The sequence below is a fragment of the Paenibacillus illinoisensis NBRC 15959 genome, assembly GCF_004000925.1.
GTDB classification, from domain to species: Bacteria; Bacillota; Bacilli; order Paenibacillales; family Paenibacillaceae; genus Paenibacillus; species Paenibacillus illinoisensis.
The window spans coordinates 269379-287421 of the sequence record NZ_BIME01000001.1 but is presented as its reverse complement, the minus strand read 5'-3'; the positions used below and the strand labels follow the sequence as shown (position 1 = coordinate 287421).

Genomic DNA, 18043 nt, shown 5'->3' with positions numbered 1-18043 from the left:
AAGGGAGAATGGAGAAACGATATGACAACCCAATTTTACAATAAGGATTATCCAAGACCGCAGTTTGTACGTAATGACTGGCTGAATTTGAATGGCGAATGGGATTTTAGTTTTGATGACCATCAGGTAGGTGAAAGTGAACATTGGTATGATCAAGCTGAATTTCCGGAAGGACTCAAAATTAAAGTTCCCTTTACCTATGAAACTCAGGCAAGCGGAATCGGAATCGAGACATTTCATCCACTGGTTTGGTACCGCAAGCTGGTGACCATTCCTCAAGAGGTTAAGGGCAAGAGAACTATTCTTCATTTCCAAGGGGTGGATTATCGCGCCAAATGCTGGGTGAATGGAAAGGTTGCGGGTGAGCATGAGGGGGGATATGCAGCATTTTTCTTCGACATTACACCTTATATCACTTACGGTTCGGAGAACAATATTGTTCTTGAAGTAGCGGACAGTCAGAGTGCAATGCAGCCTCGGGGGAAACAGCGCTGGGTAGATGAAAATTTTGAATGCTTTTATGTGCAAAGCACCGGAATTTGGAAGAATGTCTGGATGGAGCATGTGAGTGAAGCAAGGGTTGAAACGGTCAAGATGACGCCCGATATCGACCGTCATATGATTCGTTTGGACTTTCAATTGAATGGGGTTGAAGGCAGGAACAACTTGCGTCTGGAAACGAAGATTGAGCTGAAGGGTCAGCATGTGCAAACCATCAGCTTGTCTCCGGATAGACCTTGGATGACGGTAGAGGCCAGTGTCAAACATGAGGCGGGCGGCCCGTGGAAACAGTCGTTGTGGTCTCCGGATTCACCGAATCTGTACGATATTGAGTTTGTTATGTACGAAAATGAGAAGGAAATCGATCGGGTGCATTCCTATTTCGGCATGCGAAAAATATCGATTGAAAATGGGCAGGTTCTGCTGAATAATGCTCCGCTCTATCAACGACTTATTCTGGATCAGGGTTATTGGCCTGAAAGCCATTTGACTCCTCCATCGGTGGAAGCGCTGATCGAAGATATTGATAAAATTGCCGAGATGGGATATAACGGCATTCGCAAACATATGAAACTGGAAGATCCCCGCTTTTTATATTGGTGTGATGTAAAAGGGATGCTGGTCTGGTCGGAAATGGCGGCGACCTTCGAGTTCAATGATGAAGCGGTTAGCCGTTTCACCAAGGAATGGCTCGAGATTGTACCACAACAATATAATCATCCAAGTGTGATCACCTGGGTTCCGTTTAATGAATCATGGGGAATACCGACAATCGCTCATGAGGTGGCACAGCAGCAGTTTACGCAATCCATTTATCATCTGACCAAAGCCATTGATCCTTATCGTCCGGTCATTACCAATGACGGATGGGAGCATACGGTATCGGATATTCTGACAATCCATGATTATGTGGAGTCAGGAGATGTCTTTTTGGAACGTTATCAGGATAAGGAGATGATTGTAAACAACAAGATCTCCTCTAATCGATGGAAGTTTGCTTTTGCGGAAGGTTACGAGTATACAGGACAGCCCATTATCATCAGTGAATTCGGGGGCATTGCCTTTCAATCGGATGAAGGCTGGGGCTATGGCAATCAGGTGGACTCCGTTGAAGCCTTTGTTGAACGTTTTCGTTCAATCACGGGAGCGATCAAGGCCATTCCTTATATCTCGGGCTATTGTTATACACAGGTCACAGATGTGCAGCAGGAGATTAATGGTCTGTTAACTGAAGACCGTCAGCCGAAAGTGCCGCTGGAAGTCATCCGCAAAATCAATCTGGCATAAAGGCTCAAGTATACATTACAGATTCATGGGGAACAGGAGTGTAGATCACAATGTTACGTGAAGATTACCCAAGGCCGCAATTTGTGCGACAAAACTGGATGAGTTTGAATGGGGAATGGGAATTTGAATTTGCAGGCTGATGAAGTTGGATTATTCAGTCTGGAACCAGGAGATATGTATGGGGCGATGAGCAGGCTTTATGTACGCTAAGCTGTTGCATAAAATGGTGAAGAAGAACCGACTCGTACGGAGTCGGTTCTTCTTCAACCAAAGATAGACCATTAACAATTGGATGCCAATCCCCAACATTTTGATTCTGTTACCCTTGCAAGTTTTTTAATTATCAATCAATGCACTTAATTCTGCTTGAAATACTTTTTGATGATTTTGATTATAAGTTGTGAGCAGGACGGTAACAATGCCATTGCCTCTCCGTCTTGGGAGCAGTTCAATCACTTCCGCAACTACGCGCAGCTCATCATCCGGAAATACAGGCTTGATAAACTGGATATGATTCATCCCCGTACCTGCGACAACATTCTCTCCGTAAACGCCTACTTCAATCCACAGCTTGAAGGAGATGTTCATCGTTTGCATGCCGGAAGCAATCAGGCTGCCGAAACGTCCTTTTTTGGCCTTTTCCTCATCCAAATGCATGTACTGTGGATCATAAATCTTCGCAAACTCCATAATATCGGTCTTGGACAGTTTAATCGATTTGGTTTCGTAGCGCTGACCTACAACATATTCACTAAATTTCAATGCGGGCACCTCATTCTTTTCGTATGTTTATTTATATATCATTCATCATGTCACTCAAGGCAAATTTCTGAAGAGACTCTGTGGCCGTTTGTTTATTTTTGGCATAGTCCATATTGTAAATGCAGGAGAACAACACGTTTAACACATATTCCAGGGCAATCTGCGAAGAGAAGGTTCCAATCTTGGCGAACTTCTCCTCGTCGTTGGCAACCTGTAAACATAAAGTACTCCATTTAGCCAACTCACTCTGGGGCGTTGCTGTTATTGTAACAAACGGAATACCTTCACGTTTGAAGTGACGTGCTGCCTTGATGTAGCTTAATGACTTCCCGTGATATGTCAGGAACATGGCACAGTCTTTTGAAGTTACATTGATGGTATGGTGCGCCCACTCGGAAAGTTCTGTCGCAATGATCGCATACTTGTTGAGTTTAAACAATTTATTTTGGAAGCTTTTGGCCCGGATCTGCGAATCGCCCAAGGCATAGATGAAGATTCGATCTGCTTGGTTCAGCAGCAGTGCCGTTTGGGTGAGCAGGCCTTCGTCCAGAATGGCAGCGTTTTTTGAGATCGTTTCTTTCATCAAATCGGCAATCTCTGCAGCTACCTGAAGAGTGGGTTCACCGACACCGAATGGATAATTGGCATCAACGTGGTTGGAACCATTCTGGGTACTTTGCTGGAATTCACGGGCAAGGGTAATAATAAATTCCTTGTAACCCGTCATCCCAAGTTTGCGCGTTAGACGGTTTATGGCAGAATGCGATGTATATGTAACTTGAGCAAGCTCCTGAATATTGCAGTGAAGCATGCGTTCCCGCTGACTCAAAATATAAGATGCAATGCTCTGTTCGTTAGGTGTAAAATGCTGCATTTCTGACAATTGCATCAGCAGTTTCAATCGGTTCACCCCGGATTCTATCATTCTTTTGAGTCAAAATGATGTTTAATTGAACATTTTGCCCAATATTAATGTGCCATAGTAACTGAACTTTGGTCAAATGTACCATAATGCATGGATAACCTTTACGCACCGCACTCTTCTTCTATAATAAAAGAAAAAGAGCAGCAGGGGGAACAACCGTGTTAACAATTGGTTATATTGGCAATGGCAAAAGCACAAACCGTTATCATCTTCCATTTTCATTGAATCGGGAACACTTAAACGTAAGAACGATCTATGCCCGGAATCCGGACAAAACGGATTGGGACAAGGTGCCAGGGATTCACTATACGGATGATATTTCGTGCCTGATGAATGATGAAGAGATTCAGTTAGTTGTAATCTGTACGCATACAGAATCTCATTATAGTTATGCCAAGATGGCACTCGACCATGGTAAACATGTGCTTGTTGAGAAACCGTTCATGTTAACCAAAGAGGAAGCGGAATCCATATTTCAATACGCCAAAGAAAAGAATCTGGTCATCCAATGTTATCAGAATAGAAGATATGATTCGGATTTTCTGACAACTCAAAAAGTCATTGAATCCGGGAAGCTTGGGGATCTGCTTGAAGTGGAGATGCACTATGATTATTATCGCCCGGAAATTCCGAACGGCACAACGCAGTTTTCTCCTTACAACAGTTACCTATACGGACATGGAGTGCACACGATTGATCAAGTGATATCCTATTTTGGTCAACCGGACAAGATTCATTCTGATGTGCGTCAATTACTCGGTGCTGGCAGAATGAACGATTACTTTGATCTGGACTTTTATTATTCAACCTTGAAGGTATCCGTTAAATCGAGCTTTTTCCGTTTGAAACCACGCCCGAGCCTGGTTGTATATGGTAAAAAAGGAGTGTTTGTCAAACAAACGGAAGATCGTCAGGAGGAACATCTGAAATTATTTTACCTACCGAAAGGACATGCTGATTTTGGTGTGGATTTGCCCCAGCATATGGCACACTAACTTATATAGATGAAGAAGGTGTGTACCATGAAGAGAAGGTCGTCTCTGAAAAGGGAGATTATGCCCGTGTGTACGATGATATTTATGGGGCCATCATTCACGGCAAGGATAAAGTCATCAAAGATGAAGAAACATTAACGGTGATGGGTATTCTGGAAGAGGGGATAAGAGGCTTAAAGTAATAACTTAAAGGTACTGATCAGGTAGAAATTACGGATCAGTACCTTTTTCTATAAAACAGGATTGCCGAGGAGACATGCTTAGCCGCCCTATAGAGCGGCTTTTTTCATGTGTGAAATTTATTTTCCTGCTCCATTCGAAAGGAATCCTGCTCTTCATGCATAATATGATTACTAGGGCTTGGAAATTGGAAAATATGGAAAGGGTGATCTGATGGGAGTTCCAACGTTTCTTGAAACAGGTCATATGACAGAAGGGTTTCCGATCCGGGTAATTCACACGGGTGAACAGTTTAATTTTGCTGCACACTGGCATGAAGAGGTTGAATTGGTCGTTGTGAATGGAGAACGCGCGAGAATTGGAGTGAACAACGAGGTCTATGAGCTTGTACAAGGAGACGTTCTGCTGATCAAGCCGGGGGATGTGCACTTTTTTTTGCCAGGCACCGAGTATTTAACCATTATCCTGTTTCGGCTGGAGTGGGTAACGGGAAATGTGGCAGCAGATCCTGAATCCCATGACCTCCGCGAACTTTTTCATAAAACGGCCATGATTCCGTCTCCCATCTGTAATGAGAAGAATCTGGACCGATATATCAAGGCCATTTCCGAAGAGGAGAAAAGGAAGCAGCCGGGATACCGCTGGTTGATGGTAGCAAGACTGTACGATCTCATTGTCCACCTGCTTCGGACCAAGGAACCAACCACGGAATCATGTGCTTCGAAAGAGACTTGTAACGGAGCCAAAAGATTCGAATTCCTTGAATCGGTCTGTGAATATTTGGAGGAACATTACGCTGAACCCGTCAAGCTGGATCATGTGGCTGAGCATATTAAATTCAGCAAATTTCATGTATGCAAATTGTTTAAGGAAACTAAGGGAGTCACGTTGATGGAGTACCTGAACCACTTTCGTATTATCAAATCGGAATGGGCATTATTGTTTAGTCAGACCTCCATTTTGAATATCGCCATCGGGCATGGATTTAACAATGTGAACTCCTATAACCGACTGTTCAAAAAATATAATGGCTGTACACCTTCTGAATTCAGGAAGAAGCATCAGACCCATATCACAAAATATGAAGGATGATTCACAATATTTGAGGAGAAAGCCCTCTCCAAAATCACTATACTCGAATAAAATGTAAGCGTTTCCTTTTATGAAGGAGGGGGCCCATGAAGACATTTAAATTGAAGTATCTCTCCATTATTGCACTTGTAAGTGCAATGATGATCGTATCCGGTTGTCAGTCCAAGGGAGAGCAGGCATCCAAGCAGGAAGAAATTACAGTGTGGAGTTTTACGGATGAGGCCGGTTATGCCATTGAGAAGTTCGAAGAAAAGTATCCAGACATCAAGGTGAATTTCGTGAATATCCCCGGAAACTTTTACATTACCAAATTAAAATCCGCACTGCAGACCACGTCGAAAGCACCTGATGTATTTATGATTGAAAATGCAAACATCAGAGAGCTGATTGATGTACCTTATCTGGAGAATCTGTCTTCATCCCCGTATAACGCGAATGAGCTGATTCCAGAACAATATCCATTTGTGCAGGCGAATGAAAAGGACAGTGAAGGCCATATTCGCGCCATTGGGTATCAGGGGACACCAGGAGGCATCTATTATCGCAGGGATTTGGCCAAAGAATATTTGGGAACGGACGACCCCGTGAAAGTGGGCGAGCAGATTGGTACATGGGAAGACATATTTGAGATTGGAGAGAGGGTGCAGCAGGAGAGCGGAAATAAAGTACATGCACTGGCAAACTGGAATGCCATATCCAACTCCTATGATGGAATCCCTTGGGTTAAGGATGGCAAGCTTATCATCGATCCAACGTATATGGAGGTACTGGACCTTGTGCGGGAAGCTCGACAGCGCAAGGTACTTGCGGAGTATGAAGAAGGAAGTGCGGGGCACGCTGCTTCGATGCAAAAAGGGGAAGTGATGTTCTACCCTGGTGCAACCTGGGCTTTGCAATATACCTTCAAGGCGAATGCGCCGGACACCGAAGGGTTGTGGGGGCTTGCACCTGGTCCGTCTTCATTTAGCGCAGGAGGCACGTATATCGCGATGTACAGTCAGAGTGAAAAAAAGGATTCGGCTTGGAAGTTTATTGAGTTTTATAACTTTGACCATGATTTCCTGTCTGAGCTGGCGAAGGAACAGGATTATTTTACAAGCAACATGGTCGTGAATGACCAGCTGGCACCAGCCGTTACTTCAGCTTATTTGGGAGGGCAAAAGCATTTCGAGTTTTTCTCCGAGGCAGCCAAAAAGGTTCCGGTCTACGAGCGAACAAAGTATGACTCCATTATTAATAATGACATTTATAAAAATGTCCTTCAGTTGTATCTCAATAATGACATCCAGACCAAAGAAGAAGCGGTGAAGCGAATCAAACGCGATGTGAAATTGAGATTTCCTGAGCTGGAAGTGGATTAGCCGAGGAGAACGAAACTTTTAATCATCCGATGACTGGAGGAACACATCATGTTTGCCAAATCGATCCGCAAAGACCACTATGGCTATTATTTTATCGCCCCATTCTTTATCATTTTCGCTATTTTTGGACTCTATCCTATTCTATATTCCCTATATATCAGTTTTACCAACTTTGATGGCATTACGACCCCTGAATTCGTTGGGATCGGAAACTATATTGCTGTTTTGCAAGATCCGCTGTTCTATAAAACGCTGTTCAACACGTTGTTTATCTGGGGGGTATCTGTCGTCCCGCAGCTTACCGTCTCTCTTGTTCTTGCTTTTATCCTGAACGACAAGCTGCTTAAGGGAAGAGATTTCTTCAGAGCCGTATATTTTTTCCCGAATATCGTTACAGCAGCATCACTTGGATTGCTTGTCAGTCTGATCTTCGATTGGCAGTCTGGCGGTCTGAATCACTTCCTGGTGCAGATTGGGCTAATTGATGATCCGATCAACTGGAAGAATGATCCGTGGTTTATGAGACTCATTGTGTCAGCTATTCTGTTCTTTCAATATTTCGGATATTCAATGGTCATTTACCTTGCGGGGCTTCAGGGAATAGACCCGGCTCTACAGGAAGCGGCCCAGATGGATGGGGCGAAGAAGAAGCACATTTTCATTCATATTATCGTTCCAATGCTGCGACCGATCATTCTGTTTCAGATGATTACCTCCATTATTGGAGGCATTCAGATTTTCGACCAGCCGTTCACGCTCACCAATGGAAATGGTGGACCGGACCGTGCTGCCATGACCAGTATTATGTATCTCTATAATGTAGCATTCCAGAGCACACGCTTCGGTTACGGCGCAGCTATCGCCTTCTGTCTGTTCGTTATCATCATTCTCTTATCCGTTGTATCCTTCATCATGACCAGTCGGAAGAGTCGTTCATAGGGAGGGGGAAGTACTATGCAAACCGCAAAATCGATTGAGCAACCGAATGCAGCCATCCAGCAATATGCCAGTACGAAGCAACTTACGATCGGCAAAGTTATTATTTACTTGTTCCTAACTGGTCTGGCTGTGATCTGCATCGTTCCGTTTTATCTAATGATTATCTATTCCACGCATAATAATGCGACCATTGCATCCACCTTTACTTTCCTTCCCGGACCATTTGTAGCGGATAATTACTTAAACATGGCCTCCAAAATCAACATTTGGCGCGGATTTGCGAACAGTCTTTTTATTGCCGGCACTTCAACTGTACTATCACTGTATATCGGTTCATTAACCGCATATGGATTTGCCAAGTTCAAGTTTAAGGGACGTACCTGGCTGTTCATGTTTTTGCTGGCCACGATGATGGTGCCCGGGCAGCTGGCTCTGATCGGGATGTACCGGCTGTTCAGTACACTGGGGCTGTTGGACAGCTATGCGGCCATTATTTTACCAGCGGCTGCGAATGCTTTTAACGTATTTTTTATCAAACAATTTATGGAGAGCAGTATCCCTGACGAAATCATTGAATCGGCACGTGTGGACAGTGCAGGAGAGTTTCGAACATTCAATCAGATTGTGCTGCCCATTCTGGGACCTGCCATTTCGGCACTTGGCATATTTACGTTCATCGGCTCATGGAACAACTTCCTCACACCGCTTGTTTTGTTCTTCTCATTGGATAAATACCCGCTTCCTGTCCTCGTGGCTCTGGTTCAAGGCTATTATGGCATGGATTATGGACTGCTCTATCTGGGAGTTGCGATTTCCATCCTGCCGATCATCATCGTCTTTGCAATCTTCTCTAGGCAGATTATAGGGAGTGTTGCGTTGGGAGCTGTGAAGGGATAGGTACCTTATATATAGAAGATTAACTTCTGGGCCGAGTGCCCTTTTTTTGTGCTTTTATAAGAATGAAAAAAAGGAAGACAGCAGGCATTATGCTCACTTACTTGAAATGAGTTATAATGAGTAAGGCCAAAGCAACGATTTACCAAGTCGCCATATGGCGGCTTTTTCCGGTCCTGCACCACTATTTAAAATAATTAATGATTAATTCGAATTAATTGCGACAAAATGGAGCTATTCAGAGTAAAATAACCTATACGATGCAATCAAGACAAGGTGGTAGAAAAATCATGAATTCATATCAGTTATTAAGCAAAACCCTGTTTGACAACTTTCACGAAGACCGCATTCGATATTCCGAACCGATCCGAAATTATACGTACACGCGACTCGGCGGGGAAGCAGATATTCTGATATTCCCCGAGACCATAGATGAAGTAGCCAAAATTGTGAAGCTGGCGGTTCAGCATGATATCCCGCTGACTATACTGGGATACGGCTCCAACATGATTGTCAGAGATGGCGGCATTCGGGGGATTACCATGTCGCTGCAGAATCTTAATCAGGTCCATGTGAATGGTCATACGATGACAGCACAGAGCGGTGCAGCAATTATTGATGTATCCCGGCAGGCGTTAGATGCAAGTCTTACCGGACTCGAGTTCGCCTGCGGCATTCCGGGCTCGGTAGGTGGCGCACTCTATATGAATGCAGGAGCATACGGAGGACAGATGTCCGATGTGGTCGAGTCTGCCATTGTCGTGACAGAGGCAGGCGAAATTATCACCATGCAGAGCGAGGAGCTGCTGCTGGGTTATCGCAAAAGTGTATTTATGGGCAAAAGGGATATCATCATCGAGGTGAAGTTCAAGCTGCAGCCGGGAGATCCGGTAGAGATCAAGGCGAAGATGGATGAACTTACTTATGCCAGAGAGTCCAAGCAACCACTGGAATATGCCTCCTGCGGAAGTGTCTTTAAACGTCCTGAAGGCTACTTTGCCGGCAAATTGATTCAGGATTGCGGACTTCAGGGGACTCGGATCGGCGGTGCCGAAGTATCTCGCAAACATTCGGGCTTCATCGTGAATGTGGATAATGCTACGGCGCAGGATTACATCGATATGATTGCGCTCATTCAGGAGAAGGTGCGAAGCCAGTTTAATGTGAATTTGGAAACGGAAGTCGTCATCATTGGTGATGAATTGAATAAATAATTGGACGTAAGTCCACACTTTTTCGATAAGTCGCCTTCGGGCGGCTTCTTTTTTTACACTTTCCCGAAGAAGAGCACCTGAATGGAGAATGTGGGTCAGCATAAACCATATAAATGAATATAAAGGATACGACAGATTACAACGACGCTCTTAAGGGTAAGTGTTGTTAATTAAAGGATATCACTCATCCACCATAGGAGGTTTAAAATGAATCAACCCTTGTATAACCATACGGATATCGCCATCCTGGGCATGGGAACTGCACTGCCTGTTCATGAAGTTGCCCAGTCCGATATTGCTGAACTCATTGCCTCATCGCTTGAGGATCAACAGGATTTGGCCCGGTTTGCCAAAAGAGTGTTCAGGTCGTGCGGCGTAGAAACACGCTATACCGTTGAACCCAGTTATCTTGGGACACTTGAGGACTGTCGTTACCTGCCTTCGGGGGACCATTCTCAGATTCCGTCCACGCAGGAACGAATGGATACATACAAACGGGAAGCCCTCCCGCTTGGAATGGAGGCTGCCGAAAAGGCTTTGAAGGATGCGGGCATGTCTCCTGAACAGATTACACATATCATAACAGTCAGCTGCACAGGACAATATCTGCCTGGTCTGGATGTCATGCTTATTCGCGATTTAGGATTATCTCCCCGCGTAAACCGGTTACCGCTTATTTTCCAGGGCTGTGCTGCCGGCTTAAAAGCCATTCAGATGGCTCGTGATGTCGTCCAGGGAAGGCCTGATGCACAAGTGCTGGTCGTGTGCGTTGAACTCTGTACCCTGCATTTTCAACCAGTTAAGGAGAGAGGGGCGCTGTTTGCAGCCTCATTCTTCGGGGACGGAGCTTCTGCTTGTATCGTTGGAGCACCGGAATCCGAGCAGCGGCATTATCTCGATCTTGGAACCGGATATTCCGTTCTGCTTCCTGATTCAACGGAGGATATGACATGGGAGGTGGGCAATCAAGGTTACGATCTGTACTTATCGCCTCGCATCCCCAAACTGCTGGGTGCTCACTTGGAGAACGAGCTCTATCAATTGCTCGGGAGCGACAGTTTACCCGAACTATGGGCTATTCATCCAGGTGGACGGGGGATCGTTGACTCTGTCCAGGAAGTCATGAATTTAAGAGCAGAACAGACGATGTACAGCAGGGAAATTCTTAGAACCGTAGGCAACCTATCATCCAATACCATTTTATTTGTACTTCATGCCATGCGTGAGGATATGAAAGCCCGTAATCAATCTGTAACGGAGGGTGTGGCGATGGCTTTTGGACCTGGGCTGACCGCCGAGCTCATGAAATTTACTTACGTTCCGTCCTATACGCCAGCGCTGAAGGAGAAGGATCATGTCCTTCTTTAGAAACTTGTCGATCCGGGCGAAGGAAGATGAATTGATGGATGATTTCTCCATGGGCGGGGAAGAATTGCGTGAAGCACTGCAGCACTTACGGCTGCTCAATAAAATATTTGCCGCTCCCGGCCCTACTCTTGATGGTGTTGAGAAATTGTGGATATCTGTCGGTAGACCTCTTAAGCTGAGCATTATGGATGTGGGGGCAGGCTCAGGAGACGTGAATCAGAAGCTGCTTCATTGGGCGAAACAGAAGGGGATTGACCTCACGATTACGTTGGTTGATCTGACCGAGGAAGCTTGCGAAGAGGCAAGACTGCTCTTTCAAAATGAACCAAGGGTCAATGTACAGCGTGCCGATGTCATGAAACTGCCGGATGTATCGGCAGATATCGTTACAGGATCGCAGTTTGTACATCATTTTGACGGACAGCTGCTGCTTGATATCATTTCACATATGCTGCGTGTCTCCAGATATGGTGTTGTGATTAACGATATCCACCGCCACCCGGTATCCTATACCGCGGTCTGGCTAACAACCCGGATGATCTCGCGGAATCGTTATATCCGTCATGATGGTCCGCTGTCTGTTGCCAAAGGCTTCACGGCAAAGGATTGGCAGGAGTTAAAACAGCAATTGAACCATGACACCATGACCTATAAATGGAAACCGCTGTTCCGCTACTCTGTCGTGATACCGAATCACCCGGCAGTTTAATGAAGGTGGCATTATAGTCACGGCTGCGCAAAATTCAACTTAAAGGCAGGGGATGCTATGTGTCCGAATCATTAGATGTCATTGTACTAGGTGCTGGAATCGCTGGCAGTTCGTGCGCCCTGCAGCTGGCCAGACAAGGTCATCGTACGCTTCTATTGGATCAACAGTCATTTCCCAGGCACAAAACCTGCGGTGAATTCATGTCACCAGAGACCAAAGAAATGCTGGAGTATCTAAATATTCAGCTTCAGGAAGTGAAGCCCAGCACGATGGATCATGCACAGATCATTATGCCTCAGGGCGGTCAGATTGAAGCTCCCTTGCCAGGACCCGCTTATGGCATCAGTCGACATGAACTGGACCGCATTCTCCACAAGCAAGCTGAGGCTGCGGGAGCCGAAATTATAACAAAAGCAAAGATTGTTGGTATTCAACTGCTTGAAGATGATCATTACGAGGTACAGGTCAAACAAGGGAATGAACGATTAAGCTATAGAACGAAGGCTGTCATCGGAGCATATGGGACCAAAAAGCCGCGTGGAATGACGTCGCCGCCTGAAATAAGGGATGAAACTGTATATGTTGGGATAAAGTCTCATTACAGCGGACTTGACATGCCTGCTAGAGTAGAACTCTATTTCTGTGAGGGAGGATACGTCGGCATTTCACCGATTGAGAATGGCTATGCGAATGTAGCAGCCTTGTTAACGCTGGATACGGTGCAGGGAAGCGGCAAGTCTGTAACCGATATCCTGAATGCAGCCTCTGAAACCAATGGCAGACTCGCAGCAAGACTGGCAGATGGAGAGCCTGTTCAGGGAACTCAGGTTTCCATAGCTCCGCTTCACTTGTCGAACGTGCCTGAACCTTGGTCCCAGTTCCCGCATATTGGAGATGCGATGCTGATGATTCCTCCCCTGTGCGGTGACGGCATGTCCATTGCGCTGCGTTCTTCCATCCTGTGTGCGGAGTGGACCAACCGTTATTTGCAGAAGGACATTGGATTTACGCAGTGGCAGGAAGGATATACGAAAGACGCGAGCGATGAATTTACAGAGCTGCTTCGGCGTGCACGGAGAATCCAGAAGCTGGCTTTTGCCAAAACCAACAAATATTACCCCGCGCTAGCTCGCTTATTTCCTGGTTTGGCAACATATCTGGTCAAGGCTACAAGGTTATCAGAGATGAACGCTGCTCGCGGGTAATGTGGGAAAACATGCATATTGATGGATCTGAAAGAGGCGGCGTATGTCGACCTCTTTCTTATTGTTTTTGACGAATTTGTAGCAGACCATTTTGAAAACAGACAAGTACTCGTATAATAGAAAAGAATGTAGAAGTAGTATTGAGCGTCAGATTTGAAGCAGGGAGGCATTATATTAAGATGAACTATTCATTTTCAAACCGGATTGCTGCGCTGCAGCCGTCCATTATTCGTGAGATCCTGAAGGCATCCTCTGGCCAGAACGTTATTCCATTCTCTGCGGGAAATCCCGCTCCGGAGACGTTTCCCATTGAAGCCATTCGGACATTCACTCAGTCCATTCTGGAGCAGGATCCAGTTACGGCTCTGCAATACGGGATAACTGAGGGTTACGCCCCGCTGCGCGATACATTGACCCATCACCTGAAGACGAACTATAACACAGGCACAGCATCGGACGAGCTATTTATTGTCTCGGGTGCACAGCAAGGCATTGAGCTTGCCTGCAAAGTATTCTGCAACGAGGGAGACACGATCATCTGTGAAAGCCCAAGCTTCATAGGGTCGTTAAACTCCTTCCGGGCCTCAGGTGCAAGGCTGGTTGGCGTTCCAATGGAAAGCGACGGTATTGATATCGGCAAGCTGGAACTGGCACTGCAGACGGAGCAGAATGTGAAATTGATCTACCTGATTCCGAGTTTCCAAAATCCGACGGGAGTAACGACAAGTCTGGAGAAACGCAAAGCCATTTATGCTCTTGCCAAACAGTATGGTGTGATGATTCTGGAAGATAATCCATACGGTGAGCTTCAATTCAGTGGAGAAGATGTACCTACCATCAAATCCATGGACGAAGAGGGACTAGTGATCTATGTGGGCTCCTTCTCCAAGATTCTGTCTGCCGGCTTGCGTGTTGGCTATGTGCTGGCACCGAACGAAGTCGTGCAGAAGATGGTGGTCGCCAAACAGGGGGAAGACGTACATACGGCGATGCTTCCACAGATCTTGGCATACAAGTTCATGGCAGAATACCAGTATGCAGAACATATCAGCAGTATTCGTGAAATATATCGCAGAAAATCTGCCTTAATGATGGACAAACTCAAGGAACACATGGGGAATTCCATTACGTTTACCCAACCGGATGGTGGTCTTTTCCTCTGGTGTGATCTGCCGGCTCATATTCCGATGCTGGATTATGCCAAGGCAGCTGCAGCCAGCGGCGTAGCCGTTGTTCCAGGCACGGCTTTCCTCGTTGATGAGAGTGAACCTTGCAATGCGATCCGATTGAATTTCTCCACACCTTCCGATGAACAGATTGTGAAGGGGATTGAAATTCTGGGGCAGGTATTGAAGCAGTATTCTTAATAACGTCTGATCTGGGTAGCTCCCTGTGCAGCTGAAGTGGCATCTAGCCCTTTCAACTGTGAGGGGGCTTTTCTTCATTCAAAAACCCTACCGCAATTGCAGCGGTAGGGTTTTTGAATGGAAATCACGATGATCAATCTGATACGAGGACGCCGTCAAAATTTTCGGGTCCGACTCGAACTGTCCCGAGCAAGTTCGTACTGATAAACGCTGAATACGTTAGTTGTGGTGTAATGGGAGGGTTAAAGTCATTCGCTGAAAAAGTAATGATTTCAGGTGCGAGTAAACCGCTCAATCCATAGGTACTATTTGCCGAATAGATGATAGGATCTGTCGCCAGCGTACCTCTCACAATGATAACTCTCACTACAAAAAGCGCCAGAGGTAACTGAACCGTAATCGTCCCTTTGAGTTGAACTCTGGGATTAGCCCCTGTACCCGCAGTAATAAGACCAATTTGGGCAAATAACGTAGGCGTATTGATTACGGGTATGGGTACAGAGATGGAGTTGGTCGACGTTGCATTGATCGAGACTCTTGCATCCAGAAACTGAGTCATTCTGCATACCTCCTATCCGATAAGATAGAATAGTATATTCATAGAAGACAAGTTTGCGTGGACATACTCCTGCAGGGCAGGAGATCCTTCATCACATCCTGCTCATAAAAATGAATGTCTTTTACTCTTTGATCACTGACGAATTCACGGCTTCTACCATATTATTGTTGAATTCACGGAATAAGCCAAGGCGCCAGAATGCTGCCCCTTTGAGATCATATCTCTTGGCCAATCCAAGCTTGTCATCAACGGAGGTTCCCGTTTCGCTGTTTAAGTTAATACCAAGCAGCAGCTTGTCTTTTGGAACACCTGCGTTAAGTGCAAGCTGGATGGCTTGGTCAACGAGACTGTTAGGCTCAGGAATCTGTGCCTTGGTACCCGCAGGGTTATATTGATAAGCCATAATAATAAGATCGTCTGCCAAGGAAGCGAGCGTTTTGTAATCATAGCCTTTATATGCACTATTCAGAGGCGGTACAGCCAGTGATATCGAAATGTCACGAGGCAAGGAAGCTTTTAACTGTTTGACATAGTCGTTAAGCAGCTTCTGTTGCTGCTTGGCATCCAGTTTGAAACCCAAGCCTTCAAAATCAAGAACAACGCCACCAAATCCATTCTCAGTAACAGCATCGTTAATGCCCTGAATCGATTTCTCGCGCAGACTGCTGTCACTCAAAACTTTGGTTAGCTCGCCTTGCCCATCCAGTGCGTATACCATAAGGTACGGTTTGATATTTTGATCTGCAGCATCCGCCACGATGGTCTGAGGGGTCACTTCACCTGCTGCCTCAGGGAAATAATACTCCTTCCCTTGAAGCGTGAATTGGCCATCCCGGTCGATTCGACTCCAGCCAAAAGCTACGGAGTTCATGGATGGGACCAGATCGATTTCATGAAATGCCCGCACAGCATAAAATGCTCTCAAATGCATTTCACGCTGTGGGGATACGAGAGAAACTGTACGTGTGGCCTGATCCCATTTCACACCCACGCCGAATTGGCTGCTGAACGAACTGAGCGGAATGAGTACGCGTCCTTCTCGCTGAACCGGGGCTGCGGCAAGCTTCACTTTGGTGCCATTGACGGTGGCTGTGGTATTCCCCACTTGAAGAAGTACCTCTGTAGCCTGACCTTTTACACTGCCTACGGCTTTGACGGTTTGGGTTTTACTGTTCCACGTAATCTGGATTCCCAATGCTTCACCTACGGTACGGAAGGGGACATAAGTAACGCCTTTATCGACTCGCGGGGCAGCATCAAATTGGAGTGCTACATTATCCAACTTGACCGATATGGCAGGTGCTGCATGCACATCACCGATGTTTACCGTCGTTCCAAGCAAGGACAAACCAATCAAGGTGGCAGCAATGGTTTTACCTATGTGTTTACGAACCATGTTTGTATATTCCTCCACATTCATAAAATAGTAGAAAAAGGACGTATGGACAGTAATCTAGCATAGTGTAGTATAGCAAAATTTTCATAGAGTTCCAATTACAAGATGAACCAAACTTGGCTTTATTGATAATCATTTTCAATTGGGCTACAATAGTGGAAAGAGTAAACCAAAATGCGGTTAGGCTGGAGGGTATCCAGTGTGACTGCAATCAGGAGGAATAATGATGTTGATTCAAACGCGCAGTATGGTTATAGAAAAAGGGCATAGTGACAAGGTACTGGAACGTTTCAATGGCCCAACCCCAGTGGTGGATATGCCTGGTCTGATTGATTTCAGTGTCATGGTCAACAAGAAGAGCAAGGAACATGAAGAGGTTATGGTTATGATTCGTTGGGAATCGGAGGAAGCGTGGAAAAACTGGGAGAAAAGCGATGCACACATCCAGGGCCATCGCAACAAAAGAGGACAGGAAAAACCTGAATATCTGATCAGCACAACCGTAAATATGTATGAAGTCCAGACTGTAAAAACTGGCAAAGGTACGGTTCAACAATAGGGTTTATATGAAGATCATCAGGACCTCCCGAGGGAGGTTCTTTTCCATTCAAACCAGCAACGAATAGAGCGCACGCCTATATAGAAAAATTAATATCCTTGGCGGCTGCCAAGCGCCTTTCTTGCCGAAACGATACGTAAATTGCTATTATGAATGATAATATATACTTGAATTAATCAATCTGGAGGCATATCAATGAATCAGCGTTTCCGTATCACCCGAACCATGCAAGAACAAAATGGGGAACCATCCATCACTCTGGAAGAGTGCAAGGCATACTTTGCAACCCAGCCTGACTTTACGTATTCACAGGTTTACACGGTTCAGGGAACCGAAAGTTCCATGTCCATTGATGGAGATTTCTTTATGTGGAAGCAGGATAACGTGGACATTCCTTTCCGGCTATATTCAGGGGATTTGTACGTGGCCATTTCCAGTGAAGCTGTGGTTCCCAAGATGATTGAAGTCGCGACTGCTCTGCAAGCAGATATTGTGGAGGGATAGTTCATTTGAAGCCTGGTCCTTAAGTGGATCAGGCTTTTTTATGACAATACAATGATTCGTATACCACCTAAATATTGGATTATTATCAATAAAATATGTAATGAACTTGCCGAAACAACAAGAATGTGTTGCAAAATGTAATAATTTAGTTCAAAACGTAAATTTAATCTCCAATTATTTCATTTATCTTGTTATGATCTAGAGGATAGAATTGGTAACACACAAC

At 45.4% G+C, this 18043-nt stretch carries 16 protein-coding genes and 1 pseudogene; 13 read left to right on the top strand and 4 right to left on the bottom strand.

Translation table 11 applies throughout. The annotated features are described in order from the left end of the window. Positions 1 to 21: 21 nt before the first annotated feature. Entirely contained in the window at positions 22 to 1788 is a 1767-nt protein-coding gene (locus PIL01S_RS01170; protein ID WP_127535892.1) for a glycoside hydrolase family 2 protein, read from the top strand. A gap of 336 nt (positions 1789 to 2124) precedes the next feature. Here the strand turns inward: PIL01S_RS01170 and PIL01S_RS01165 are convergent, their stop codons facing one another. Both PIL01S_RS01165 and PIL01S_RS01160 read right to left on the bottom strand, forming a co-directional pair. Then, positions 2125 to 2550, bottom strand: coding sequence for a MaoC family dehydratase (locus PIL01S_RS01165; RefSeq protein ID WP_127535891.1), 426 nt, complete (start codon positions 2548 to 2550; stop codon positions 2125 to 2127). 31 nt (positions 2551 to 2581) lie between these two features. Continuing rightward, entirely contained in the window at positions 2582 to 3451 is an 870-nt protein-coding gene (locus PIL01S_RS01160; protein ID WP_127535890.1) for a MurR/RpiR family transcriptional regulator, read from the bottom strand. 182 nt (positions 3452 to 3633) lie between these two features. Here PIL01S_RS01160 and PIL01S_RS01155 point away from each other — a divergent pair. The 10 genes and pseudogenes from PIL01S_RS01155 to PIL01S_RS01110 all read left to right on the top strand — a co-directional run bounded on the left by PIL01S_RS01155 (position 3634) and on the right by PIL01S_RS01110 (position 14799). Continuing rightward, a pseudogene (locus tag PIL01S_RS01155) lies at positions 3634 to 4652 on the top strand (Gfo/Idh/MocA family oxidoreductase). A 211-nt stretch (positions 4653 to 4863) separates the two neighbouring features. Then, entirely contained in the window at positions 4864 to 5742 is an 879-nt protein-coding gene (locus PIL01S_RS01150; RefSeq protein WP_127535889.1) for an AraC family transcriptional regulator, read from the top strand. 86 nt (positions 5743 to 5828) lie between these two features. Beyond that, positions 5829 to 7103 (top strand): ABC transporter substrate-binding protein, encoded by a 1275-nt coding sequence (locus PIL01S_RS01145; protein ID WP_246058057.1) that lies wholly within the window; start codon positions 5829 to 5831, stop codon positions 7101 to 7103. Positions 7104 to 7151: 48 nt separating this feature from the next. Continuing rightward, a complete protein-coding gene (locus tag PIL01S_RS01140; protein WP_127535888.1) occupies positions 7152 to 8042 on the top strand; it encodes a carbohydrate ABC transporter permease in 891 nt (296 codons plus the stop codon). 15 nt (positions 8043 to 8057) lie between these two features. Then, positions 8058 to 8939, top strand: coding sequence for a carbohydrate ABC transporter permease (locus PIL01S_RS01135; RefSeq protein WP_127535887.1), 882 nt, complete (start codon positions 8058 to 8060; stop codon positions 8937 to 8939). A gap of 287 nt (positions 8940 to 9226) precedes the next feature. After that, positions 9227 to 10150, top strand: a complete 924-nt coding sequence (murB, locus tag PIL01S_RS01130; RefSeq protein WP_127535886.1) for a UDP-N-acetylmuramate dehydrogenase — start codon at positions 9227 to 9229, stop codon at positions 10148 to 10150. Positions 10151 to 10357: 207 nt separating this feature from the next. Continuing rightward, positions 10358 to 11518 carry a type III polyketide synthase gene (locus PIL01S_RS01125; protein WP_127535885.1) on the top strand — a complete coding sequence of 387 codons (1161 nt, stop codon included), beginning with the start codon at positions 10358 to 10360 and terminating at the stop codon, positions 11516 to 11518. Continuing rightward, positions 11505 to 12227, top strand: a complete 723-nt coding sequence (locus tag PIL01S_RS01120) for a methyltransferase domain-containing protein (protein ID WP_127535884.1) — start codon at positions 11505 to 11507, stop codon at positions 12225 to 12227. The genes PIL01S_RS01125 and PIL01S_RS01120 overlap by 14 nt, the downstream gene beginning before the upstream one ends. Positions 12228 to 12286: 59 nt before the next feature. Beyond that, on the top strand, positions 12287 to 13432 hold the full coding sequence (locus PIL01S_RS01115) for an NAD(P)/FAD-dependent oxidoreductase (protein WP_127535883.1): 1146 nt from the start codon (positions 12287 to 12289) through the stop codon (positions 13430 to 13432). A gap of 179 nt (positions 13433 to 13611) precedes the next feature. Beyond that, positions 13612 to 14799 (top strand): aminotransferase-like domain-containing protein, encoded by a 1188-nt coding sequence (locus tag PIL01S_RS01110; protein ID WP_127535882.1) that lies wholly within the window; start codon positions 13612 to 13614, stop codon positions 14797 to 14799. Between the two features lie 133 nt (positions 14800 to 14932). On the opposite strand, the gene PIL01S_RS01105 is transcribed toward PIL01S_RS01110, so the two are convergent. Then, positions 14933 to 15358, bottom strand: coding sequence for a hypothetical protein (locus tag PIL01S_RS01105; RefSeq protein WP_127535881.1), 426 nt, complete (start codon positions 15356 to 15358; stop codon positions 14933 to 14935). A gap of 121 nt (positions 15359 to 15479) precedes the next feature. Beyond that, positions 15480 to 16754, bottom strand: a complete 1275-nt coding sequence (locus PIL01S_RS01100; RefSeq protein WP_127535880.1) for a stalk domain-containing protein — start codon at positions 16752 to 16754, stop codon at positions 15480 to 15482. Between the two features lie 226 nt (positions 16755 to 16980). Here PIL01S_RS01100 and PIL01S_RS01095 point away from each other — a divergent pair, with 226 nt between their 5' ends. Together PIL01S_RS01095 and PIL01S_RS01090 are read left to right on the top strand one after the other, a co-directional pair. Beyond that, positions 16981 to 17313 carry an antibiotic biosynthesis monooxygenase gene (locus PIL01S_RS01095; RefSeq protein WP_127535879.1) on the top strand — a complete coding sequence of 111 codons (333 nt, stop codon included), beginning with the start codon at positions 16981 to 16983 and terminating at the stop codon, positions 17311 to 17313. Between the two features lie 195 nt (positions 17314 to 17508). After that, on the top strand, positions 17509 to 17817 hold the full coding sequence (locus tag PIL01S_RS01090) for a hypothetical protein (protein ID WP_127535878.1): 309 nt from the start codon (positions 17509 to 17511) through the stop codon (positions 17815 to 17817). Positions 17818 to 18043: the final 226 nt, after the last annotated feature.